Source organism: Salinicola corii, from assembly GCF_008298015.1.
Lineage (GTDB): Bacteria > Pseudomonadota > Gammaproteobacteria > Pseudomonadales > Halomonadaceae > Salinicola > Salinicola corii.
In genome coordinates this window covers 106,320-130,828 of sequence record NZ_VTPX01000007.1, presented here as the reverse complement: position 1 = coordinate 130,828, position 24,509 = coordinate 106,320, and the positions used below count along the sequence as shown (strand labels likewise).

Below are 24,509 nucleotides of genomic sequence, written 5' to 3'. Positions count from 1 at the left end.
GCGATCTTGTCCATCGTGATGATTTTCATGTCCAACACCCAATCCGCAATCACCGCGCTGATCGCCGACGAACTCGGCGTTCGCCCCCCTCAGGTTCATGCCGCCGTCGAACTGCTGGATGGCGGCGCCACCGTCCCGTTCATTGCCCGCTACCGCAAGGAAGTCACCGGCGGACTCGACGACGGCCAACTCCGAACGCTGGAAGAGCGTCTGCGCTACCTGCGTGAGATGGAAGAGCGGCGCGATGCGATTCTGCAGGCGATCGACGAACAGGGGCAGATGACCGAGGCACTCCGTGCCGATCTGCTGGCGGCGACCACCAAGCAGCGGCTGGAAGACCTCTATCTGCCTTATCGGAAGAAACGCCGGACCAAGGCTCAGATCGCCCGCGAAGCCGGGCTGGAACCCCTGGCCGATCGCCTGCTGGCCGGGCCCGGTCTGGACCCGGAGCGCGAGGCGGCAGCGTTCGTCGACAGCGCCACCGGCGCCAGCCATGGTGTCGAGGACGCCAAGGCCGCGCTGGACGGCGCCAAGCAGATCCTGATGGAGCGCTTCAGTGAAGAGGCCGAGCTGGTCGGGCGGCTACGCGAGCGGCTGTGGGAGGATGGCCAGCTGCGTGCCCGACTGGTCAAGGGCAAGGAGGCGGAAGGCAGCAAGTTCTCGGATTATTTCGAGCACGACGAGGCGCTGGCCAAGACGCCATCGCACCGCGCGCTGGCGATGTTCCGGGGGCGCAAGGAGGGGGTGCTGGCTCTCTCGCTGGTCATGGCCGGCGAGGACGACGCGCCCATCCATCCGGCCGAGGTGGCGATCGCCCGCCATGTCGGTATCGACCTGGGTGCCGAGCAGGCCGCCTCTCGATGGCTGAAGGAGGTGGTTCGCTGGACCTGGCGGGTGAAGCTCTACACCCATCTGGAAACCGAACTGATGGGCCGTCTGCGGGAGCGGGCCGAGCAGGAGGCGATTGACGTCTTTGCCGCCAACCTCAAGGATCTGTTGCTGGCGGCACCCGCTGGACCGCGCACCACGCTGGGGCTCGATCCCGGCCAGCGCACGGGCTGCAAGGTCGCCGTCGTCGATGCCACCGGGCGTTTCCTGGAGCAGGCCGTCATCTATCCGCACGCGCCGCAGAAGCGCTGGGACGAGGCGCTGGCGACCCTGGCCGCGCTGGTGGAGCGCCATGACGTGTCGCTGGTGGCGATCGGTAACGGTACCGCCAGCCGTGAAACCGACAAGCTGGCCGCCGAACTGGTCAAGCGCGTGGCGCCACGCCAGCTCACCAAGGTGATGGTGAGTGAAGCCGGCGCATCGGTCTATTCGGCATCGGAGCTGGCGGCCAGGGAGTTTCCCGATCTCGATGTATCGATTCGCGGGGCGGTGTCGATCGCCCGGCGACTGCAGGACCCGCAGGCCGAGCTGGTCAAGATCGATCCCAAGTCGATCGGTGTCGGCCAGTATCAGCACGATGTCTCCCAGGTGAATCTGTCCCGGAGCCTCGAGACGGTGATCGAGGACTGCGTCAACGCGGTGGGCGTGGATCTCAATACCGCCTCCAGCGCGCTGCTCTCCCGGGTTTCCGGCCTGAGCGCGATGCTCGCCGACAATATCGTTGCGCGGCGCGACCGCGAGGGGCCGTTTCGCACCCGCCAGGAGCTCCTCGGCGTCGACAGGTTGGGCCCCAAGACTTTCGAGCAGTGCGCGGGCTTCCTGCGCATCATGGGCGGCACCAATCCGCTCGATGCCAGCGCGGTGCATCCGGAGGCCTATCCACTGGTGGCGCGCATTGCCGAGCGCAACGGGCGCGAACTGGGCGGGCTGATTGGAGACAGCCGCTATCTCAAGACGCTCAAGCCCTCGGACTACGTCGACGAGGCGTTCGGGGTGCCGACGGTCATCGATATCCTGGCTGAACTCGACAAGCCCGGCCGCGATCCTCGCCCGGAATTCAAGGCAGCGACCTTTCGCGAGGGCGTGGAGAAGATCGGTGACCTCGAGCCGGGCATGCTGCTGGAGGGCGTCGTCACCAACGTGACCCACTTCGGCGCCTTCATCGATATCGGCGTGCACCAGGACGGGCTGGTGCATATCTCCGCGCTGGCCGACAAGTTCGTCGAGGATCCGCGGCAGGTGGTCAAGGCCGGCGATATCGTCAAGGTCAAGGTACTCGAGGTCGACGTGGCGCGACAGCGGATCGGATTGACGATGCGACTGGGCGACGCACCCGGCGAGAAAGCGGCCCCCGGCGAGCGCCGCTCGGGCAGCGGCAAGTCTCATGGCGGGGCGCGGGGCCGTCAGCCGCGACAGGGCGGCAATGATCGCCAGCCCGCGCAGCCGGGTGGCGCGATGGCCGAGGCGCTGCTCAAGGCGCAGCGACGACGCTAGGGAGTGTTGGCGTTTCACGCACGCTCGCGTCGGAACGTCAACACTCCTGGTACCGGGCCGCGAAGTCGTTAGCCTTGAAAGCGCTATCGTCGGCTCCATAATGAGGTTTGGCTCGCGGTGGCTCCGGCGACAGCAATGGCGTCCGGAGCCGTCGGCGCACGGACAAACGGGGGAGCAGAGCTCTTCCCACGAAATAAGGTGTTGAGCGTGTCTGATCAACTCGCCACGAACGTCGGCCAACTGATGGCGCCGGCCCAGAAGGGATTGCTCGGTCGTCTACGGCGGGGCATCGAGAAGGAAGGGCTGCGTGTCGATTCCAAGGCCGCCATCGTGCAGACCCTCCATCCGCACTCGCTCGGCTCGAAGCTGACCCACCCCCACATCACGACCGACTACTCGGAGGCGCTGCTCGAGTACATCACCCCGGTCTATTGTCGTCCTGCCGATGCGCTCTCTTTCCTGGGCGATCTGGTCCGCTTCACCTATCGCCAGCTCGACGACGAGTGGCTGTGGCCGGCCAGCATGCCGGCGCGGCTCTCCGGCAACGACAGCGTGCCGATCGCCGACTACGGCACGTCCAACGTCGGCACCATGAAGCATGTCTACCGCAAGGGGCTGGATGTACGCTACGGCCGCATCATGCAGTCGATTGCCGGCATCCACTACAACGTCTCTCTGCCGGATGACATCTGGCCGCTGCTGCGGGAACAGGAGGGGCGGCGGGGCGAATCGCTGCAGGGGTATCGCTCGGCCCGCTACTTCGACCTGATCCGCAACTTCCGCCGCAACAGTTGGCTGCTGCTCTATCTATTCGGTGCCTCCCCGGCGCTGGATCGCAGCTTCCTGGGGGAGGATGGCGGCGACAATCGCTGCGACAAGCTCGAGGCGATGGGCCAGCGCACGCTCTACGCGCCCTACGCGACCAGCCTGCGGATGTCCGATCTGGGCTATCAGAACAAGGTCCAGGAGCAGTTGAAGATCTGCTTCAACTCGCTCTCCAATTATGTCGGCACGCTCCGTCACGCCATCTCTGCCGAGTGGCCGGATTATCGCCGGATCGGTGTGGAGGTGGACGGCGAGTGGCGACAGCTCAGCGCCAACATTCTGCAGATCGAGAACGAGTACTACAGCGACATCCGTCCGAAACGGGTGGCGCGACACGACGAGACGCCCACGCAGGCTCTGGAAGCGCGCGGCGTCGAATATATCGAGGTGCGTTGTCTCGATCTGAATCCGTTCCTGCCGCTGGGGATCGATGAGCCGCAGATGCGTTTCATGGATACCTTCCTGCTCTGGTGTCTGCTCTCCGAGAGTCCCTGGATTCCGGACGAGGAGTGCGACCGGCTGGACGACAACCGCCGGCTGGTGGTCGAGCGCGGCCGCGATCCGGACCTGAAGCTGCGGATTGGCGATCGTCACGTGCCGCTGCGGACTCGGGGCCACGAGATCGTCGATGGGCTGCGCGAGGTCGCCGGCCTGCTCGACGCCATCGAGGGCGACGGTCTTCACGCTGCCGCCATCGAGACGATTGCCCGGCGGCTCGACGACCCGGAGCTGACCCCCTCGGCGCAGATGCTGCGGGCACTGGAGGCGCATGGCGGTGAGTGGACCGATTTCATTGCCGATCTGGCCAAGGAGCAGGGGCGTCATTGGCGCTCGACGCCGATGGACGAGTCGCGTGCCGAACTCTTTTCCCAACTGGTCGAGACGTCGCATCAGCAGCAGCACGACATCGAAGCCGAAGACCGGGTGTCGTTCGCGCGCTTCATCACTGATTATTTCCAGCGGGCGAGGGAACCTCGTTCGGCGGCGTGAGTCAGTGAATCCGTAACGTTCGGCGAGAGCCCAGGATCGGCTGTCGTGAAATGGAAGCACGGCCGGTGCTGGACCGCACTGGCCCTCAGTGGAAACGAGACATGCAAATCAAGCGTTGGGTGGCGCAAGCCAGTATGCGTCAGTGGTGCCTGCTGGGGCTATTGATGTCCTGCTTCATGATGGCGGTCGCGCTCTACCTGCAGTATGGCGTCGGCCTTGAACCTTGCCCCTTGTGCATCTTCCAGCGCGTTGCGGTGATCTCCGCGGGTGCCGTGTTCCTGATCGGGGCGATTCACAACCCCGGCAAATCCGGAGGCCTGGTCTATGCACTGCTCGCTCTGATTGCCGTGCTGACGGGCATCGGCGTGGCGGGGCGGCATGTCTGGCTGCAGACCCTGCCACCGGATAGCGTGCCAAGCTGTGGGCCCGGCCTGGACTACATGATGGACATGCTGCCGTTTTGGGATGTCATGGCCCGCGTACTCCACGGTTCCGGTGAGTGCGCGGCCGTCGAGGGAGCGCTGTGGGGCGTCACGTTGCCGCAATGGACACTGTTGGGGTTCGTCGTCATGGCGACGATTCCGGTGATGATGTTGGTATCCCGATTGCGCTACAGTGGCAGGACGGTTCGCGAACCGGCAGGGCAGGGCTCCTGAGAGCGTGCCTTCCGGGTTGCGCGGCCAATGGCGCCATACGGCGTTACGGGATTTGACGAGAGAACCACCATCGTCGGCATCCCGCGCCTTGTCTGGCACCATTTGACGCAGCAACGCGGTTCGCGCTGAAACGTCAACAGCCCCTGGGGAGAGAGTGATCATGCTGGAAGATTGCAAGACAGCTCGGGAGCGATGGGGCGGCGTACACACGCTGATCGATCGATGGCTGGATCAGCGCTATGACATGCTCGTGACGCTGGTCGATCTCCGTGAGTTCTGCGATGCCGATCTCTCGGCGGTGTCCAAGGCGCGAATCGATGCTTTCAGCGAAGCGCTGATGGACTACATCAGCGCCGGCCATTTCGAGATCTATCCGCAGTTGCGAGAGGAAGCCAGGGCCTTCGATGACCAGGAGGCGCTGGCGGTGGCCGACAAGCTCCTGGCTCGTGTCGACGCGTCGACGCAAATGGTGCTCGATTTCGACAATGAGTACGCGACGCCGTCGCGCTGTCAGCGCTATACCGACCGGCTCCCCGGCTGGCTGGAAAAACTGGGCGCCACCATGACCGAACGCTTCGATCTCGAGGATCAACTGATCGGCCGGTTGCATGCGGTGCACGCGCCTTCGTCCACCGAGGCGGCGGCTGCGCGAGACGGCCAATCCCTGCGGACGGAGTGAGTACCGCTTTCCCCGGTGTCGTTTCCTTGTTTCGATCCCGCGACGCCCTGGTTTCCGCCAGGGCGTCATGGCCTGGTCTGGTCCGCCCGCGGCAAGGCTACGCCGATGGCGCTCGCAAGGAGAGCACGCGCCAGCCTCGCGCCCGGGCCAGTTTCTCGAGCTCCTCGTCGGGGTCGACGGCCACCGGCGTGGCGACTTCCTCGAGCAGGTATCGATCGTTGATCGAGTCGCTGTAGAACCAGGCGTCGTCCAGCGCCAGGGTGGGGTGCTCCTCCAGCCACTCTCTGACCCGCGTGACCTTGCCTTCACGGTAGCTGGGGATACCCTCCACGCGGCCGGTGTAGCGCCCATTTTCCCGCTCCGGCTCGATCGCGATGAGATCGTCGACACCGAGGCGCCGGGCGATGGGGCCGGTGATGAACCGGTTGGTCGCGGTCACGATCAGCAGGAAATCGCCTCGCTGGCGGTGCCACGCCAGTAGCTCCTCGCCCTGTGGCAGAACATGCGGCTCGATCTTGCCGGCCATGAATTGCTGATGCCAGGCATTGAGCTGCTCTTCGCTATGCTCGGACAGCGGCTTCAGCGCCATCGAGAGATAGGCCATGATGTCCAGCTCGCCGGCCCGATAGTCGCGTAGATACTGATCATTGGCACGCCGGTAGGCTTCGCCATCCACCGCACCCTGTTCCACCATGAATTCGCCCCAGGCGTGGTCGCTGTCACAGCTCAGCAGGGTGTTGTCGAGATCGAAGATGGCCAGACTCAAGGTTGGCTCCTGTCTTGTGCGTGTGTCGTTAGGGCAACAGCGTTGCCGTTCGGATCGTGAGTGCGAGCGCCCGGCAGTATCGCAAACTCCCGCCGCTTTGCCCACGGTGACGGTGGCGCCCATAATGGTTGCCCAACGATAAGTCATTGTCGCCAAAGGCATGGCTGCAAGAGCTGGTAGAGGAGCATTCCGATGCCGAGGTTTTAGCGTCGGTTAGCTTAAGGCGTATTGATGCCCTTTCTCGCTTTGTGGAAGAATGATCCCAACGACGATTGAGCTAAGGTGAACGCTGTGATAGACGCCGATGGCTTTCGGCCGAACGTTGGCATCATTATCGCCAACTGTGATGGCCAACTGCTTTGGGCGCGTCGGGCGGGTCAGGAGGCGTGGCAGTTCCCGCAGGGAGGCATCAAGGCCTGCGAGACGCCACATCAGGCGCTCTTCCGGGAACTCGAGGAGGAAATCGGGCTGACGTCCAAGGATGTCGATGTGGTCGCCTGTACGCGTGGCTGGCTGCGTTACCGTCTCCCCCGACGCATGGTCCGAACGCATTCGAAACCGCTCTGCATCGGTCAGAAGCAGAAGTGGTTTTTGCTGAAAATTCGCTGTCACGACAGTCAGGTCTGCGTCGACAGTACGCCCAAGCCCGAATTCGATGGCTGGCGGTGGGTGAGTTACTGGTATCCTCTCGGGCAGGTCGTGTCCTTCAAGCGCGAGGTCTACCGGCGCGCGCTGAGGGAACTGGCGCCCGAATTCCATCGGCTCTCTCTGGAGGAAATGGCCAGGCTTTGAGGCCGGCAGCACGATTCACGGCTGAGTGACTCCCCCCTGATGGCGACGACTGTCGCGTGGCATTCAGGGGTGGCGTCTCACCGGCCATTGATGCCACGACGAGGATCTCCTCGCCCACAAGAAAAGGCTCATGCTCGATACCCTTCGCCGCATCGTTCAGGAAGTCAATGGCGCACGTAGCCTGGATGCCGCGCTGGCCACCATGGTGCGCCGAATCCGGAAAGCGATGCGTACCGACGTCTGCTCCATCTATCTGTTCGACCGCGAGCGCGATCGACTGGTGCTGATGGACACGATCGGCCTGCGCACCCAGGCCGTGGGGATTGTGACCCTGCGTCTGGGAGAGGGGCTGGTCGGGCTCGTCGGGCAGCGCGAAGAGGCGCTGAATCTGGAAGATGCACCATCCCATCCGCAGTTCCGCTACTTCGCGGAGACGGGAGAGGAGCGTTTCTCGAGCTTCCTCGGCGTACCGATCATTCATCAGCGACGAATGCTCGGGGTCCTCGTCGTCCAGCAGCAGGAGAAGCGGCGTTTCGACGAGGGCGACGAGGCGTTTCTGGTCACGATGGCTGCGCAACTGGCGGGTGTCCTGGCGCATGCACTGGTATCGGGGACGCTCAGTCGGCCCACGGGGCCTGATGGGCAGGCGATGTTTTCCGGCGTGGCGGCGTCGCCGGGAATGGCGATCGGCGAGATCGTGGTGATCGCCCCACCTGCCGACCTGGATAGCGTGCCGGACCTGATTCCGACCGACCCGGATGCCGAAGTAGTCCGTCTCCATGCCGCACTCGCTCATGTGCGGGAGGATATTCGCAAGGCGGGAGCCCGCCTGGCTAGCCGGATCTCCACCCAGGAACTCGCGCTCTTCGATGTCTATCAGCAGATGCTGGGAGATGCCGCGCTGGGCAACGAGGTGGAGAAGCGGATTCGAGAGGGCCAGTGGGCGCCGGGCGCGCTGGCCGATGTGGTGCGTCGCCATACGCAATATCTGGAACGGGTGGATGACGGCTATCTGCGCGAGCGGGCGGCGGATATTCGGGATCTGGGCCGTCGGGTGCTGGCCCACCTGCAGGAAGGCAACGAGCGAACCCCCTCGACCTATCCCGACAACGCCATTCTGGTCGGCGACGAGATCAGCGCGGCAACGCTGGGCGAACTGCCCAGGAAGCGTCTGGCGGCGCTGGTCTCGATTCGTGGCTCCAGCAACTCCCACGTCGCCATCCTGGCCCGCGCCATGGGCATCCCCACCGTGCTGGGCATGGTCGATCTGCCGCTGCCCAGGATCAACGGGGCCAAGGCGATCCTCGATGGCCATCGGGGGCGGCTGTTCGTGCGGCCCGATGCCCAACTGGCCAAGCGCTATGAACGTCTGATCAAGGAGGAGCAGGCGCTGGCGGAAGTGCTGGAGCACGAGCAGCACCTTCCCAGCGAGACCTCCGACGGTCACGCCATGCCGCTGCTGGTCAATACCGGGCTGGCGGTGGATGCCGTTGCCCAGCTCAAGCCACGTGTCAGCGGGGTGGGACTCTACCGGACGGAAGTCCCGTTCATGATGAACGAGCGCTTCCCCAGCGAGCAGGAGCAGACCCGGCTCTATCACGAGCAACTGGCCAGTTTCGCCCCTCTGCCCGTGGTCATGCGCACGCTCGACATCGGTGGCGACAAGGATCTGCCGTATTTTCCGATCAACGAGGCCAATCCGTTTCTCGGCTGGCGTGGCATCCGCGTCACGCTGGATCATCCGGAAGTCCTGATGGTGCAGATGCGCGCCATGCTGATGGCATCGCGAGAGCTGGACAATCTGCGTATCCTGCTGCCGATGATCACCAGCGTGGACGAGGTCGATACTGCGCTACGCTTGCTGGCGCGCGCCCGGGAGGAGCTTGCCGAGGAGGGGATCGAGGTTGCCTCGCCCAAGGTCGGAGTGATGATCGAGGTGCCCGCGACCCTCTACCAACTGCCTGCGCTGGCGGAGCGGGTGGACTTCTTCTCGGTGGGGAGCAACGATCTGACCCAGTATCTACTCGCGGTGGACCGCAACAACGCGCGCGTGGCTGGACTCTACGATGCCTGTCATCCGGCGGTGCTCAACGCCCTTTCGCGTCTTGCGCAGGAGAGCCGGCAACTGGCGGTTCCCGCCTCTGTCTGCGGTGAACTGGCCGGGGATCCCGCCGGCGCATTGCTACTGATGGGCATGGGCTTCGATGCGCTGTCGATGAATGCGCCCAGCCTGCCAAGGGTGCGGGCCGCGATCCGGCGTGTCAGTATCGGTGACGCTCGCGCGCTGGTGTCGGAAACCCTGTCGTTGCCGACCACGGCGGTCGTCAGAGCGCACCTTCGCCAGCGTCTGACTGACTGGCAGATCGGCCACCTGCTGCCGCCTCAGGACTGAACCGTCGTGGGCGTCGCCAGGCTTGTCACATCACCGATCGGTGCACCGCCCGGGGCAAATCGCTGCTCTTCCAGCGTCGTTTCCGTTGTCGAGACCGAGACCAGCGTCGTGGCTCGCGTCCCGTACTCCTGTCCCTCGATGAACGCCGACGAGAGCCGGCGCTCGAGATCTCGGTCAACCCCGGTGTGCGGGAGCTTCTCGATCGGTGCCTGACGCGTATCGCCCATGGCCGACCGCATGCCGACCCGCCAATCCCTCGTCGTCAGCACCTGTCGCAGCGCCTCCCTAGCCTGAACGACCTTGGGCCAGGGCGTATCGAGGCCGGCATTGGACAAGCCATGCAGACCGGGCGACACGAGCCGCCAATGGGTCTCATGGCGACTGTGATGAAGCGTCCACATCCGGGTATCCGACATCACCAGCAGATTGAATCCGGCGTAGGGATCGGCGCCACCCGACGCCAGGGTCTCCAGCCACACCGCCGGGTCCTCGACCTCGAGAGCCTGGCGCACGAGCTCGCCACGGCTAGGGGCGCCGGCGGGCGTTGGAGCCTGCCCCTCCCTGACATTGGTCAGGGCGGCCACCCTTGTGGGCGTCGCCGCCAGCCAGGTTCCCCCGCCGACCCGGTCCCGGCCGCCGATCAGGTCGCTGCCGGGCCAGCGATGCAGAGCCTCGGCCGGGCGAGCGTGGAACTCGTCGCGATTGGCGGCGAGGCGCAATCTTACCGCTGCCTGGGGCTGCCAATCGAACACGATCAAGCACATGCGGTGGTCTCCAGCGAGAAGGTGATGGGGGGAATGTCGGGGGCGTCGCCATGACACGGTCCCGTCGGCAGCGTACCATAAGCGCGCTAGCGACCCGTGCCTGCTCTCTGCTCCGTTGCCTCGTGCTTTACAGGACCGCCACATGCCCATATCCCTATCGTCCTCCATTATCACCAGGCCGTCGGCGGGACTTCTTGTCCCCGCGATCCTTGTGCTCGTCAGGCGTGGAGGCGTCCAATGCTGACGGCTATCGCGATCTATCTCCTGGTCGGCGCCGCTGCGGGTCTGATGGCGGGCGTGTTCGGTATTGGCGGGGGCATCGTCATCGTTCCCGCGCTGGTATTCACCTTTCTCGCGCAAGGGTTCGATCCCGCGGTCGTCGCGCATTTGGCGGTAGGGACGTCGCTGGCGACCATCGTGGTCACCGGTGCCTCTTCAGCCTGGGGGCACTGGCGTCGGGGTAGTGTGAGGCAGGACTGGCTTCGGCTGATGATGCCGGGATTGCTGGTGGGCGGTATTCTCGGTGTTCTGCTTGCCTCGGTACTGCCGGGTCACGCGCTGACGCGTCTGTTCGGGATTTTCGCGATCGTGATGGCGCTGAAAATGTTGTTGACTCGCCCGCCCGCGACCCTGGGGCGGGAGCCGCGGCGCTGGCCGATGACCTCGGCCGGCGCAATCATCGGCGGCGTCTCGACGCTGTTCGGCGTGGGCGGCGGGGTCATGTCGGTGCCGTGGCTGTCGCGTTTCACCAGCCGGATGACGGAAGCGGTGGGAACTTCGTCGGCCATCGGCCTGCCGATTGCGTTGATCGGCACCGCGACCAATGTCGTCGTGGGGTGGGGCGAGATGACCCTGCCGACGGGGGCGACCGGTTATGTGATGTGGCCGGCTTTTCTCGGCCTGATGGTGACCAGTGTTCCGATGGCCCGGGTCGGCGTCAAAGTCGCCCATGCATTGCCTGCCAGGACGCTGCGACGTATCTTTGCCCTCCTGCTGATCGTGGTAGGGATCAAGCTGATGATCGGCTAAGGAAACACTGCATAAATGTCTGCGCAGGTGAATCGGCTTCGTTGCGCGGTGCTGGAGCGCCAGCCCGGTCGGGAATCCTCACATATAACCCATATGCTCCGGTTCCTGCGCTCCGTGCGCCTTGCGACGGAGTGCCGCCCACTTCATCCTGCTCGCCGATTTATTCAGCGTTTCCCTTAACTCTTTCGTAGCCAAGGAGAAAGCATGCTGGCTTACCCCGAGATCGACCCGGTGGCCGTTTCGTTGGGCCCGCTCAAGGTGCACTGGTATGGGCTGATGTATGTCGTCGGCTTCGTGGGGGCCTGGTGGCTGGGGCGCCTGCGTGCCGACCGCCTGGGGCTCAAGCGCGACGATATTGGCGACATGCTGTTCTACGGGGCGCTCGGGGTGGTGCTCGGTGGTCGTATCGGCTATGCGCTGTTCTATGGTCTCGACCGGTTCGTGGATAACCCGCTGTGGATATTCCAGGTCTGGGATGGCGGCATGAGTTTCCATGGAGGGCTGTTAGGGGTGCTGCTGGCCGCCTTGCTGTTCGCACGCAAGCACGGTCTGGCGTTCTTCCAGCTCACGGATTTCATCGCGCCGCTGGTACCGATCGGCCTGGGGGCTGGGCGTATCGGGAATTTCATCAATCATGAACTGCCCGGCCGCGTGACGGACGTCCCCTGGGGGCTGGTCTTCCCGGGAATGGGAGGGCAGGGGCGCCATCCCTCGTCGCTCTACCAGTTCTTTCTCGAGGGTGTCGTGCTGTTCGGCGTGCTGTGGATGGCGTCCCTGACCCCGCGTCGACGTGGCTTCGTCTCGGGACTCTTCCTGATCTGCTACGGCGCGTTTCGATTCCTGTCGGAGTTCTTCCGCCGCCCGGACCCGCAACTGGGGTTCATCGCCTTCGACTGGCTGACCATGGGGCAATTGCTGTCACTGCCGATGGTCGTCGCGGGTATCGCGCTGATCGCCTGGTCGCGTCACAATGAGGTAGACGACGCCCGCCCGGGGCAGCCCACGCGCTGAGCGGGCGTCGTCGAGTGGTTGGCCGCCGAAGTTTCAAGCGGCCTTGAAATCGAGAGTGTTTCGATGGGCTCGTCGCTTGCGCCGAGCCTGTCACTGGAAAGGAGCGTGCCCATGCGGCCTTATCTCGACTTGATGCAGCGCGTGCTGGATAGCGGCGTTGAAAAAGCCGATCGGACCGGCGTCGGGACGCTTAGCGTGTTCGGTCACCAGATGCGCTTCGATCTGCGTGAAGGATTTCCCCTGGTCACGACCAAGAAGCTCCATTTACGCTCGATCATTCATGAGTTGCTATGGTTTCTCCGGGGCGAGACCAATATTGCCTACCTGCACGAGCACAACGTCTCGATCTGGGACGAGTGGGCGGATGCCAACGGCGATCTCGGCCCTGTCTACGGCTACCAGTGGCGAAGCTGGCCGGCGCCCGACGGCGGGCATATCGACCAGATCGCCAGGCTGGTCGAGCAGATACGCCGCAACCCGGACTCCCGCCGACATATCGTCTCGGCGTGGAATCCCGCGCTGGTCGATGAAATGGCGCTGCCGCCTTGCCATGCGCTGTTCCAGTTCTACGTCGCCAATGGGACGTTGTCCTGCCAGCTTTACCAGCGCAGTGCCGATATCTTCCTGGGCGTGCCGTTCAACATCGCAAGTTATGCGTTGCTGACGCACATGATCGCTCAGGTCTGTGGGCTCGAGCCTGGCGAGTTCGTGCATACTCTGGGCGACGCCCATCTCTATCTCAATCATCTCGATCAGGCTCGGCTGCAGCTTTCGCGTGAACCGTTGGTGCTGCCGACCCTGAAGCTGAATCCGTCGGTCGATGACCTGTTCGCTTTCCGCTTCGAGGATATTGCCATCGAGGGATACGAATCCCATCCTTCCATTAAGGCGCCCATTGCCGTATGAGTGACGTGACATTGGCAATGAAGCCGGAAACACCGATCGCCATGATCGCGGCGCTATCTCGCAATCGCGTCATCGGCGTGGGTAATCGGTTGCCCTGGTATTTGCCGGAGGATCTCAAGCGATTCAAGTCGCTCACGCTTGGCAAGCCGCTGGTCATGGGACGCAAGACATTCGAGTCGATTGGTCGACCGCTGCCCGGGCGCCTGAATATCGTGATTACGCGCGACCGGCACTATCATCGCGAAGGGGTAAGGGTGTGCCACTCCCTGGACGAGGCGCTACAACTTGCCGATCATCAAGCGGTGATCGACGATGCGGCCGAAATCGTGGTGATGGGCGGAGGAGAGATCTATCGCCAGGCGCTGCCTGTCGCCGACAGGCTCCAGCTTACCGAGGTGGACGTCGAGATCGAGGGGGACGCATTCTTTCCCGACTTCCTGAACGGCGAATGGCAGGAAGTGGAGCGTGCCGTAATGCCGCCGCAGCCCGGTCAGCCGGACTATGCTTTCGTCCAATACCGTCGAGCGGCCGGTTCTGGCTGAGTCTCGGCAGGGCCATGCGGCCAGGAGGGATCGAGTGCCAGTCGTCAGGATGAGCGACGGCATGTCCCTACGTTGATCAAGAGGACTTGAGAGGAGTTGTGCCGTGTTGACGGATCGAACACAGGCGCTCCTGGCTGCCATCGAGCACCAGGTCGAAGCGGGTCAATCCGCTTTGGAAGCCGAGAAAGAGCGGTGCAAGGCCTTGGAGGCCGAGAATCGAGCCCTCAAGGAGCGCCTGCTCGCGCTGGCCGAACTGGACCCCATGGTGGTCAAGGGGCAGGATCATAGCGAAGATCCGGACGGTGGCACGCGCGCACGTGGCCTGGGCAATCTGGCATTTCGGCGGCCTCGGTCGAAACCGGATGGTGACGCCGACACCAGAGCGGGCCGCCACGGTCCGATCTCGCCGTTGCAGCGCCTGACGTCCGCTCCCTCCCATGCAAGGGCGTTTTCCGAGACCGCTCGGCCCGTGGATGTCGCGCACTCGGCGCCTCCGGACGGTGAGTCCGAATCATCCTCCTCTCGAACGTCTCCCGACATCCCTTCGAAGCTCTCCGCGGAGGAGTCGGTGCCTGTCAATGTCGAGCCGCCGCCGCAGAATTCACTGGCATTCGGCGCCGAGCACGAAGTGCCCTCGCCGCATGCGCTGCTCGCCCAGTGGTACAAGCGCTATCCCAAGACCTTCTTCAAGGGGCATACGCGGCCGCTGAAAACCGGCATTCATCTTGATCTTTGCGAGGTCGAACCCTGGCCCGAGAAACTGGTCCGCCGGGCGTTGGCCTGCTATGTGCATCTGCCGCGCTACCTGAAATCGGTTCGAGAAGGGGCGAGTCGAGTGGATTTGACGGGGGAGGACAGCGAGGTGGTGACTGCCGAGGAGGCCAAGCACGCCAAGCGGCAACTGGAAGCGTTGCAGAAGAAGCAGAAAGCTCGCGAGACACAGCAGCGATCGGAGAAACTGGACCGCAAGATCGGGGCGTTGCTGGCCAAGCATGGTCAGCCTCCGCAGGAGTGACACGGAGCAAGCGCAATCCGATTGAGATGACTTGAACTTTGGTAGCGTTGGGCAGGCGAGACAAGCAGGGAAAGGAATGTTCGCCCCGATTCCTTGCCCCGATGGGTCGTGTCATGAGACCGTCATAGCCTGTGGCTAGGCTGCCAGCAGCCGGTTTCCTCGGTCGACGTCACGAATCCCGGTAGTGACGAAAGGCAAACCGGCGGGAAGCGCAGGGAACGAAAACAGTGTTTTTTTCTTGTTGCGTTCCTCCAATGTCCGGTATAAGGTTTCCGGGCGAGCATTGGACAATAACAAGGCTTCCAAGTTCCGCAGCCGTCATTCGTTCGCGTGACGAAGCTGGTTGAAGGTGCCGAAGCCGACTGCATCTGCAGACACGATCGAACAGTAAGCTAGTTAAGGAACCTATCGCGATGAAAAAGACGCTCTTAGCGACTGCTATTGCTGGTGCCCTGGGCGCCTCTGCCGCTGCCCAGGCAGCGACTGTCTACAACCAGGACGGCACGCAGCTCGACATCTACGGCAACATCCAGATTGCCTACAAGTCCGTTGACAATGCGGATGGCAATTCCGAGGACGAGGTGTTCGATAACGGTTCGACCATCGGTTTTTCCGGTCAGCACATCATCAACCCGGGTCTGACCGGTTATTTCAAAGCCGAGTTCGAACACGAAGCTGATGAAGAGAAAGTCAACGGCGGCATCAACGATGGCGATCAGGCTTATCTGGGTCTGAAAGGCAACTTTGGTGACGTTCGTTTGGGCTCCTGGGATCCGTTGATCGATGACTGGATCCAGGATCCGATTGGTAACAACGAATATTTCGACCCGACTGACTCTTCTTCTGATCTGGGTGGCCTGTATGGTGGCTCTCTGGCGGATCAGGTCGATGTCGACCGTGAAGGCGACAAGCTCCAGTATCTGTCTCCGGTTTGGGCTGGTCTGCAGTTCGCCATCGGTACCCAGTACAAGGGCGACGCGGAAGAAGAGTTCGGTGCTAACAATGAAGTGACTGGTGTTTCCAGCCAGGGTTCCAACGCATCGTTCTTCGGTGGTGCCAAGTACACCATCGGTAACTTCTCTCTTGCCGCTGTCTACGATGACCTGGATAACTACGGTTTGCACGCAACTGAGGAAGCGACCGGGCGGACTCTTGAATACGAAGCTAAGGCCTACGGCCTGACCGCTCAGTACGTCATCGATACGCTGCGTATTGCTGCGAAGGTTGAAAATACCGATGCAACCTACGCGGGTGAAGACGGTGATATTCTCCGTTACGCGTTGGGTGCTCGCTATGGCTACGCGTTGTCCGATAATTTCTCGGGCGATCTCTATGGTAACTATCAGTACATCGATGCTGATAAGGAAGTGGCTGCAATCACCAATGCCGGTGGGGTCAATAATAGTGGCGACTATGTTGGTGATGACTCATTCAACGAATTCGTCGTTGGTGCCACTTATAATATCTCCCCGGCCATGTACACTTTCGTCGAATACGCTCAGTATGACCGTTCGCACGATGAAGGCGACGGCGTTGCCGTCGGCGCTGTCTACAGCTTCTAAGCGGTCCCCGATGCGAGTGGCTTGAGCCACTCACTCGAACGAAGCCGGCCCTCTCGGGGCTGGCTTTTTTTATGCTCGATAGATAACGGGCTACGCTTGTCCTGTCGGCAAACAGCACTCGTCCTTTGCAACTCGTGGCTCGATGTTCTCCTTCGTCTAGATGTCATTATCGTGACAGGCTGGTAATCTCTTGTTGAGCGGATGTTCAATATATTATGGAGCGTCACGCTGTCGTAACAGGTCTGTCGTATAACAACGTTTTCCACGCCTCTTCTTGACGAAGCCGGGAGAGTGGATCGACAAACAACAGGAGACCTTCGATGACCCTTTCCCGTCGTCGTTTCTTGCAGGGTGCCGCGGCTGCCGGCGCCGCCGCTTCGGTACCGTTCTACATCAACCGTGCCCTGGCTCAGGATCAGGTCCTGCGCATCTACGCCTGGGCCGGTTATTTCACCGACGATATGTTGTCGGATTTCACCGCGAAGACCGGTATCAAGGCGACCTTTACGCCTTACGGTACCAACGATGAATTGATGAACTCGCTTCGGGCCACCGACGGCTCGGGCTTCGATGTCATCATGCCTACCGTGGATCGGGTGCCCGGTTATCTGGATTATCAGTTGATCCAGCCGCTGGATGTGTCGCGTATCCACTGGGATGGTTGCCTGGATACCGCCATGAAGGGGTCGGAAGTCGGTGGGGTGATCGATGACAAACGCTACTTTGCCCCCTCCGACTGGGGCACCGAGGCGATCGCCTATAACACCCGCTATACCGACATCGATCGCTCGACGCTCAGCTACGGGGACCTCTGGAATCCCGATATCGGTGAAGGGGTCACGGTCCGTGCGCACTCGGCGCTGATCGGCATCGGCCTGTGGCTCGAATCCCAGGGCAAGCTGCCGCGACCGTTGCTGGATTCGTTCAAGACCGAAGAGGCGATGCGCGCCAACTTCGACGTCATCCTGGCCGAGGCCGTCAAGCACAAGGACATGGTGATCCAGTTCTGGTCCACCGAGAACGAGGCCCAGGGCGCCTTCCGCACCAATGGTGCCCTGATTGGCCAGACCTGGGATAGCACCGCGTTTCGACTCCAGAGCGAGGACCAACCGATTGCCTACGGGGCGCCCAAGGAAGGGGCGCTAGCCTGGATGGAAGGTTTCGTCATTCCTCAGAACGCACAGAATGTCGACGCGGTCTACGAGCTGATCAACTGGTACTACACCCCGGAAGCGGGGGCGATGTTCGTCAAGTCCACGGGCTATAACTCGACCGCCGTCGGCGCCGAGGAGCTGTTGCCAGAAGCGACGCGTCGGTTCTTCAAGGACTCCTACACGCAACAGGACCTGGACAATCTGTGGTGGTGGCCGGTGCAGGACCCCTGGTACGTCGCGTTGCGTAACGAGTATCAGGATCGATACCTGTCGGCATGAGCGTCGTTTTTGACGAACGAAGACCCCGTGCCAGCTGGCACGGGGCTTGCCGAAATTCGGCAGGTTCCCGGCTCGGATACCACGCTAAGCTCTGTCTGAAAAATCGACGAGCGATAGCCAGGAAAGGCAAAAATCGGCGAAAAAGCGGAGTTTACACGGGGTAAATGAGTATTTTGAGCCGATTTTTAACGCCGTATGGTTGAGCGCAGGCATTTTTGAGACAAAGCGTAAGAGGACGTCATGGACGGTCGCGTAACCCTGAGCCAAGTCGCGATGCGATTCGGCGATTTCACGGCGATTCAGCCGACCTCCCTGGAGATAGCGTCGGGAGAATTCTTCAGTTTTCTCGGCCCTTCCGGCTGTGGAAAGACCACGCTTTTGAACATGATCAGCGGGTTTCTCACTCCCAGCGAGGGCTCGGTCGCTATCGGCGGTGTCGACATGACTCGAGTGCCGGTCAACCGCCGGCCCACCGCGATGATCTTTCAGAATCTGGCGCTTTTTCCGCTGATGAGCGTTTATCGGAACATCGAATTCGGGCTGGAAGTCCGTGGCGTCGACCGGGAAAAGCGCAGGGACAAAGCTGACGAATTGCTGGATCTGGTGGCACTGGCCGGTAGTGGCGACAAGCCGGTCGCCGAACTGTCCGGAGGCCAGAAGCAACGGGTTGCGATCGCCCGTGCGCTGGCCGTGGAACCCCGCGTTCTGCTGCTGGACGAGCCACTCTCTGCCCTGGATCTCAAGTTGCGCCAGCACATGCGCACCGAGCTCAAGGCGATTCAGCGCAAGACGGGAATCACCTTCATCTATATCACCCACGATCAGGGCGAGGCATTGACCATGTCCGACCGGGTTGCCGTGATGTGCGATGGCCGTATCCAGCAGGTCGCCGATCCGATGACGCTGTATCGACAACCCCGGACCGATTTCGTGGCCGGTTTCGTGGGCGAGAACAACCGTTTCCCCGGGCGTGTCACGGCCGTGGACGGTGGGATGGTGACGTTGGACGCGGGACTGCCTGCGCCGTTGCGCGGATACGCCACCTCGCCGCTCGCGTCCGGCGACGAGGCCACGCTCTATGTGCGGCCGGAACAGTGGCGGGTAGGCAGTGCCGGCGATTCGTCGCTGTCGTTCGGCGGCGTGATCCAGGCCGAGCACTTCGAAGGCGCATGGCTGACGCTCGAGATCGCTCTGGACCGGGGAGGGACGGTGCGGGCGCACGTGCCGCAGGCGCTGGAAAGCACCGGCATCGGATCCCAGTTTACGGTCGGCAGCACCTGCCGGCTGGATTACTCGCCGCGTGGGGCGCTGGTCCTGCCGGGCATCGAGCGAGGACGGGCGAACGAGGAGAGCGTCGATGTGGCGGCAACTGCATAGCCGCTTCGGACTGCCGTTGACCATGGCGATCGTTTCGCTGATGGGGATCTGGCTGATCGTGATGGTACTGCTGCCGCAGTGGCAGATGATCGATTACTCGTTTCACCCGGCGCTGCTGCCGGCCGAGCGCGGCGGGGCGAAGGACGTCTGGTCGCTGACCAATTACGCCACCTTCTTCCACAACGAGATTCATCTCGCGATCTTCTTCAAGACGATATGGTCCAGCGTCCTCGTGACGACACTGACCCTGATCGTCAGCTATCCGCTGGCCTACTATCTGGCCAAGGTGGCGACACCGGGCCAGGCAGCCCTCTGTCTGCTGCTGTTGATCATTCCATTCTGGATCAACGAGATTCTTCGCACCTTTGCCTGGTACATCATTTTCGCGTTCCGGGGGCCGCTCAACGAGCTGCTGTTCGCCCTGGGGCTGATCGATCGACCGATCCGCTTTCTCAACGGCGACACCGGCGTGTTGGTGGGCATGGTCTATGCCTACATTCTTTTCATGGTCTTCCCGCTCTACAACGCCATCGAGAGTCTCGACACCAACCAGATTCGAGCTGCGCGGGATCTCGGTGCCGGCTGGGGGCGAACTCACCGGCGTATCGTGATTCCTCACGCCAAGCCCGGCATCGCCACCGGATGTATCATGACGTTCATGCTGGCTGCGGGCAGTTATGCGGTGCCGGCGCTGCTGGGCTCTCCGGGAAGCCGCTGGTTCACTCAGATCATCTACAACTGGTTCTTCGAGGGCGGCGACTGGAATCAGGGCGCGGCCTACGCGTTCTTGCTGCTGATGCTGTGTATCGTCTTCGTCACCGTCATCATGCGGATCTTCAAGGTCGGTCTCGGCGATATCGCCAAATAGGAACGGTGCTTAATGAGTTCTTCGCGATTCTTCTCCTGGGCGTTCAAGGCCTACCTGGTGATTTTTTTCGCCTACCTTTTCCTGCCGTTGTTGATCATGGCGGCAGCGACGTTCAACGAGAGCCGTTTCCCCACCGTCACGCCCTGGACCGGAACGACCCTTCGCTGGTTCTCGGCGCTGTGGGCCGACGGGGGGATGTGGGATTCGTTGGCCAACAGCTTGCTGGTCGCCGTGGGAGTGCTCTGTCTGGCGCTGCCCATTGGGGTGGCCAGTGCGCTTTTTCTGACCACGGTAGATGGTCGTGGCAAGTCCTTCATCTATGCGCTGATCCTGTCGCCGCTGCTGACGCCAGGTGTCATCATCGGTATCTCGACGCTGATCTTCTGGCGCGACTGGGGGGTGAACGGAGGTATCGCGTTGACCGTCATTGCCCAGAGCGCATTTATCGCGGCGTATGTCATGTTGATGGTGGCGGCCAGGCTACAGCGTTTCGATCGCACCCTGGAGCGCGCGGCGCTGGATCTCGGGGCCAGTCAGTGGCAGGTGTTCCGCCGAATTCTACTGCCATACCTCAGGCCGGCCATCCTGTCGGCGGCGGTCTTGGCATTCCTCCAGTCACTGGAGAACTACAACACCACGCTTTTCGTTGCCGGCTACGACACCACGCTGACCGTCTACATTGCCTCCAAGGTCCGTACCGGCCTGACCCCGGCGGTCAACGCGCTGGCGCTGGTGATGATCGTGTTCACGGTGGGGCTGGCGGTGATCTACGAACTCAAGCGCCGCCGCGAGGCCGCCAGGCGAATCGCCTGAGACGGCTCGCGCGGTGCAAGCCGTTCACTGACGCGTCAGTCTGACCAGCCGATGGCGCAGCTCCGGGTCGAAAAGTGCCCGACTGCGCATCTGCGTTTGCCGCACCGAATCGTCGTAGAACAGTCTCTCGTTCTCGACGCGCAACCAGCCCTGCTCTTCGAGCGTCTCCAGCATGCCGCTGAAAAGTCGTTTGTCGAAGAACTCAGGGGCGTTGAGACCCGACAACAGTGTCAGGCGCTCGGCCAGCTGGCGGCTGTGCTCCTCGAGCGCCTCCTGGGTCAACTCACCACTGGGATAGCGCAACAGCGATGCCAGCAACAGGTAGGCGCGCTCCAGGGTTGGCTGTACCGGCTGCCCCAGCAGTCTCAGGTGCTCGCTGGATTCCAGGTGTCCCGGCTGCCGACGCCAGCCGTTGTCGGTCACTTGCAGCAGGCCTTCCTCGGTCAGCGCGGAGAGCGTAGCGCTCAGACGCTCGCGCGGATCGGCAGGGGGCGCGAAATAGAGCTCGTTTGCCAGTAGCGGCCAGGCCGGCGACAGCAGCGTATCGAGATCGTCCAGCGTGAATGCCGCATTATTGCGAAAGGCGAACGCCACCAGGCCCAGGTGCATGAACAGGTGCAAGACGTTGTTGCGATACCAGGTCAGCAGCGTCGCTTGTTCCGGGCGTGCGGTGACCAGTTCGCCAAGGGCCTGGGACTGCCGTGTCACGAAGCCAAGACTGGCCACGTGCTCGATCCAGTCGGCCGGTTCGCCCGCCGGCAGTTGGCAGTGCCGGCTCCCGGGCAGGTTGCGCTGCAGCCTGACCAGAAGGCCGATGTGATGGGCCAGAAGATCGGATTCGATGGTGTGATGGGGTGTCGCCAGCAAGGTCATGGCGACCAGCGAAACGGCGTTCAGGCTGGCGGCGTCGTTGATCCGCCGCGCCAGCGTCTTTCCCAGCAGTGGCACGGCGCGATGCAACCACTCCGGACGCGCCGAAACGGGATCGTTCTGCCAGCCTGGAACGGCCTCGTTCAGGAAGTCCGTCAGCGACAGCGGCTCGCCAACGCTGACGGTGACCCGACCGTGGGGCTCGCGCAGATGCTTGAGTACGCGAAGCAGGTCGAGGGGCGACTCCTTCTTCTTCTGGCCGCCACGCAGCTCGCGCAGATAGCTGTTGCTCTCCAGCACGCGCTCGTAACCGACGTGGACCGGCACGAAGGCGACGTCCCGGATGGCGTCGCGGGCGAACGAGCGCAGCGTCATGGCCAGCATGCCGGGACGGGGCGACAGCATTCTCCCGGTGCGCGAACGACCGCCTTCGATGAAGTACTCCACCGGGTGACCGCGTGCAATCAGGCGGTGCAGGTATTCGTTGAAGACCGCGGCGTAGAGCCGATTGTCCTTGAAGCTCCGGCGCAGAAAGAAGGCACCGCCCCGGCGCAGCAGAGCGCCGATCACCGGCATGTCCAGATTGCGACCGGCGGCGATGTGTGGCGGCATCAGCCCTTCCCGATAGAGCACGTAGGAGAGCAGCAGATAATCGATATGACTGCGGTGGCAGGGGACGTAGATCAGTGTCCGCTCGCCGGCTATCGCCTTGACCGCGTCCAGTCCGTATACGTCGACGCCCTCGTAGAGCCGGTTCCACAGCCGCTTGAGTAACTCGTAGAGAAATCGCATGACCGGGTAGGACATGTTGGAGGCGATCTCGCGCGCGTAGCGTTCGGCCCGACGCCGCTCCCGGGCCGGGGTGCTGCGGTCGGCCTCGACGGCTTCCCGGATGGCTTCCCGCACCGGACGACTATCGACCACGCCGCGCATCAGCGTCCGGTGATGGGAGATATCCGGCCCCAGTACGCGTGCGCGAATGCGCCTGAAGTGGACCCGCAGCACGCGGGCCACCTTGCGTTGGGTCAAGGTGACCTCGGGGTCGTCGATCAGCGGTCTCAGCCGGATTGGCTCGCCGAAGTGCGCTTCAAGGTGGCGGCCGTTGACGATCACCGACAGCAGTCGGCGCAACCGCCCGCTCCAGGCCCAGTCGTCGGCGGCCAGCATCTTCCAGAAGCCGAAATCCTTGCCCGGCGCCCGGCTCCAGAAAACGCTCACCGGCACCAGTTGCGCATCCAGAGTGGCGTCGGCCTCGAGGGCATCCAGCAGATGCTGCAGGTGAGCCGAGTGCTGGCCCTGGATCGCGCCACGGCTGAGTCGCAGACGTGGCAGCGCAAAGCAGCCGGGAAGCGAGGCGTGACCGAGCTGATGCCACTGGCCGGCGTCGGGGAGGTCGAGATCGCGGCTCAACCGATCGATGGCGATTTCATCGGTCAGGGCGGGGCGGGCAATGACATAGAGCGTGGGGAGCGTGGCGTCGAGCTGGAATGGCTCCGGTTCGACCAGGCGGAAGGCGAGCCAGCGATCGAGCAGACGACTGGCCAGACGATGCCACAGCCGTTGAAGTCCCATGGATGCCTGCATCGACGCCATTTCCCCCGCAAATCCATGAGTATAGCGATATCGTCGCGGCGCAGCGATGACAGGATCGACAGGCTTTCCCTGAAACGCCAAACGTGCGTCAATCGGCAGCGACCAGGGAGGCGCGGTTCATGCAAGCGACATGGAAGGATGGCAATCGATTCGAACTGTTGCCGGAAGGCAAGCGCTTCTGGCCGGCCATGCGGGAAGCCATCGAGGGCGCCCGGCATCGCTTGTGGGTCGAGCTCTACTTGATGGAGTCGGGGACGCTGGCCGATCGCTTCATCGAGCTGCTGGTCGCGGCGGCGTCCCGCGGCGTCGAGGTCAAGCTGATGCTCGACGGCGTGGGAAGCATGGGGCTGTCGCGTAGCGACCGGCAGCGGTTGCGGGAAGGCGGCGTCGAGCTGAGATTCTTCAACCCGCTGTCGGTGACGCGGTTGGGCGGCAACCTGATGCGCGATCATCGCAAGCTCGTGATCGTCGACGGCAGCACCGCCTTCACCGGAGGGTTCGGGATCGTCGACGAGTTCATCGATGCCTGGTACGAGGTCGCGGTGCGCATCCTGGGGCCGGTCGTGGAGGACTGGATGCGGCTGTTCGTCCAGGTCTGGGACTCGCCGTTGACCCGGGGAGAGGGCGCCAGGACGCGCCTGGCATCGTCTCTGCAGGCCCTGCCGCCACCCGAGCCGTCGGCCGCAGGCGTGCGTGGCAGAGCGATCTGGGGGCGAGGGCACCGCTATCAGGCCATTCGTGTCTCGCTGCAGAGCCGCATCGGCACCTCCCGCCGCCGGCTGTGGCTGTGCACGCCCTATTTCGTGCCGACGCTCAGTCTCCGCCGTGCGCTGGCCCGCGCGGCGCGGCGTGGCATCGATGTGCGCCTGCTGCTGGCCGGCGGCCATCACGACCACCCTGGCGTTCGCTACGCCGGGCAGCGATTCTATGGCCGACTGCTCAAGGCGGGGGTCAAGATCTACGAGTTTCAGCCCAACTTCATTCATGCCAAGTTCAGCGTGATCGACGACTGGGTCTCACTGGGGTCGTGCAATTTCGATCACTGGAGCCTGCAGTGGAATCTCGAGGCCAATCAAGAGATCGACAACGCGGCGTTTGCCACCGAGGTGTCGCGGCTTTTCGAGCGCAATTTCGCTACCAGCCGGTGTATCGATGCCGCCAGTTGGGCGCAGCGTTCATGGTGGCAGCGAGTGAGGGAGTGGCTGTTCGGGACGCTCAACGCCTGGGTGACGCGTCTCAAGTAG

The 24,509-nt window shown here is 62.9% G+C and carries 20 protein-coding genes; 17 read left to right on the top strand and 3 right to left on the bottom strand.

Annotated features, from left to right (window positions below):
• Positions 1 to 27 precede the first annotated feature (27 nt).
• The 4 genes from F0A16_RS13385 to rsd all read left to right on the top strand — a co-directional run bounded on the left by F0A16_RS13385 (position 28) and on the right by rsd (position 5,532).
• Entirely contained in the window at positions 28 to 2,382 is a 2,355-nt protein-coding gene (locus F0A16_RS13385; RefSeq protein ID WP_149435900.1) for a Tex family protein, read from the top strand.
• 243 nt (positions 2,383 to 2,625) lie between these two features.
• Positions 2,626 to 4,197 carry a glutamate--cysteine ligase gene (gshA, locus tag F0A16_RS13380; RefSeq protein WP_239023835.1) on the top strand — a complete coding sequence of 524 codons (1,572 nt, stop codon included), beginning with the start codon at positions 2,626 to 2,628 and terminating at the stop codon, positions 4,195 to 4,197.
• Positions 4,198 to 4,298: 101 nt separating this feature from the next.
• Positions 4,299 to 4,853 (top strand): disulfide bond formation protein B, encoded by a 555-nt coding sequence (locus F0A16_RS13375; RefSeq protein WP_149435898.1) that lies wholly within the window; start codon positions 4,299 to 4,301, stop codon positions 4,851 to 4,853.
• A 160-nt stretch (positions 4,854 to 5,013) separates the two neighbouring features.
• Complete coding sequence (gene rsd / locus F0A16_RS13370) at positions 5,014 to 5,532, top strand: sigma D regulator (protein WP_149435897.1); 519 nt, start codon at positions 5,014 to 5,016, stop codon at positions 5,530 to 5,532.
• A 97-nt stretch (positions 5,533 to 5,629) separates the two neighbouring features.
• On the opposite strand, the gene F0A16_RS13365 is transcribed toward rsd, so the two are convergent.
• A complete protein-coding gene (locus tag F0A16_RS13365; protein ID WP_149435896.1) occupies positions 5,630 to 6,298 on the bottom strand; it encodes a histidinol-phosphatase in 669 nt (222 codons plus the stop codon).
• 291 nt (positions 6,299 to 6,589) lie between these two features.
• Here F0A16_RS13365 and F0A16_RS13360 point away from each other — a divergent pair, with 291 nt between their 5' ends.
• Both F0A16_RS13360 and ptsP read left to right on the top strand, forming a co-directional pair.
• On the top strand, positions 6,590 to 7,090 hold the full coding sequence (locus F0A16_RS13360; protein WP_149436001.1) for an RNA pyrophosphohydrolase: 501 nt from the start codon (positions 6,590 to 6,592) through the stop codon (positions 7,088 to 7,090).
• 130 nt (positions 7,091 to 7,220) lie between these two features.
• Positions 7,221 to 9,482 carry a phosphoenolpyruvate--protein phosphotransferase gene (ptsP, locus tag F0A16_RS13355; RefSeq protein ID WP_149435895.1) on the top strand — a complete coding sequence of 754 codons (2,262 nt, stop codon included), beginning with the start codon at positions 7,221 to 7,223 and terminating at the stop codon, positions 9,480 to 9,482.
• On the opposite strand, the gene F0A16_RS13350 is transcribed toward ptsP, so the two are convergent.
• Positions 9,473 to 10,246: an NRDE family protein gene (locus F0A16_RS13350; protein WP_149435894.1), complete on the bottom strand. Its 774-nt coding sequence runs from the start codon at positions 10,244 to 10,246 to the stop codon at positions 9,473 to 9,475. The two genes, ptsP and F0A16_RS13350, sit on opposite strands and share 10 nt — an antisense overlap.
• A gap of 237 nt (positions 10,247 to 10,483) precedes the next feature.
• On the opposite strand from F0A16_RS13350, the gene F0A16_RS13345 reads away from it, so the two are divergent.
• The 10 genes from F0A16_RS13345 (at position 10,484) to F0A16_RS13300 (ending at position 20,802) form a co-directional block, all read left to right on the top strand.
• Positions 10,484 to 11,275 (top strand): sulfite exporter TauE/SafE family protein, encoded by a 792-nt coding sequence (locus tag F0A16_RS13345; RefSeq protein WP_149435893.1) that lies wholly within the window; start codon positions 10,484 to 10,486, stop codon positions 11,273 to 11,275.
• A 204-nt stretch (positions 11,276 to 11,479) separates the two neighbouring features.
• On the top strand, positions 11,480 to 12,286 hold the full coding sequence (lgt, locus tag F0A16_RS13340; RefSeq protein ID WP_149435892.1) for a prolipoprotein diacylglyceryl transferase: 807 nt from the start codon (positions 11,480 to 11,482) through the stop codon (positions 12,284 to 12,286).
• Positions 12,287 to 12,397: 111 nt separating this feature from the next.
• Positions 12,398 to 13,192: a thymidylate synthase gene (locus F0A16_RS13335; RefSeq protein ID WP_149435891.1), complete on the top strand. Its 795-nt coding sequence runs from the start codon at positions 12,398 to 12,400 to the stop codon at positions 13,190 to 13,192.
• A complete protein-coding gene (locus F0A16_RS13330; RefSeq protein WP_149435890.1) occupies positions 13,189 to 13,734 on the top strand; it encodes a dihydrofolate reductase in 546 nt (181 codons plus the stop codon). The genes F0A16_RS13335 and F0A16_RS13330 overlap by 4 nt, the downstream gene beginning before the upstream one ends.
• 103 nt (positions 13,735 to 13,837) lie before the next feature.
• Positions 13,838 to 14,749 (top strand): ProQ/FINO family protein, encoded by a 912-nt coding sequence (locus F0A16_RS13325; RefSeq protein ID WP_239023827.1) that lies wholly within the window; start codon positions 13,838 to 13,840, stop codon positions 14,747 to 14,749.
• 413 nt (positions 14,750 to 15,162) lie between these two features.
• On the top strand, positions 15,163 to 16,311 hold the full coding sequence (locus F0A16_RS13320) for a porin (protein WP_149435889.1): 1,149 nt from the start codon (positions 15,163 to 15,165) through the stop codon (positions 16,309 to 16,311).
• Positions 16,312 to 16,631: 320 nt separating this feature from the next.
• Positions 16,632 to 17,744 (top strand): extracellular solute-binding protein, encoded by a 1,113-nt coding sequence (locus F0A16_RS13315; RefSeq protein WP_149435888.1) that lies wholly within the window; start codon positions 16,632 to 16,634, stop codon positions 17,742 to 17,744.
• Between the two features lie 240 nt (positions 17,745 to 17,984).
• A complete protein-coding gene (locus F0A16_RS13310) occupies positions 17,985 to 19,121 on the top strand; it encodes an ABC transporter ATP-binding protein (RefSeq protein ID WP_149435887.1) in 1,137 nt (378 codons plus the stop codon).
• A complete protein-coding gene (locus F0A16_RS13305) occupies positions 19,102 to 19,989 on the top strand; it encodes an ABC transporter permease (protein ID WP_149435886.1) in 888 nt (295 codons plus the stop codon). Before F0A16_RS13310 ends, F0A16_RS13305 begins: the two co-directional genes overlap by 20 nt.
• Positions 19,990 to 20,001: 12 nt before the next feature.
• The gene (locus tag F0A16_RS13300; protein ID WP_149435885.1) at positions 20,002 to 20,802 is read left to right on the top strand and encodes an ABC transporter permease; all 801 of its coding nucleotides are present in this window, start codon (positions 20,002 to 20,004) and stop codon (positions 20,800 to 20,802) included.
• A gap of 24 nt (positions 20,803 to 20,826) precedes the next feature.
• Here the strand turns inward: F0A16_RS13300 and plsB are convergent, their stop codons facing one another.
• Positions 20,827 to 23,256, bottom strand: coding sequence for a glycerol-3-phosphate 1-O-acyltransferase PlsB (plsB, locus tag F0A16_RS13295; RefSeq protein WP_420853082.1), 2,430 nt, complete (start codon positions 23,254 to 23,256; stop codon positions 20,827 to 20,829).
• A gap of 128 nt (positions 23,257 to 23,384) precedes the next feature.
• On the opposite strand from plsB, the gene F0A16_RS13290 reads away from it, so the two are divergent.
• Positions 23,385 to 24,509, top strand: coding sequence for a phospholipase D-like domain-containing protein (locus F0A16_RS13290; protein ID WP_149435884.1), 1,125 nt, complete (start codon positions 23,385 to 23,387; stop codon positions 24,507 to 24,509).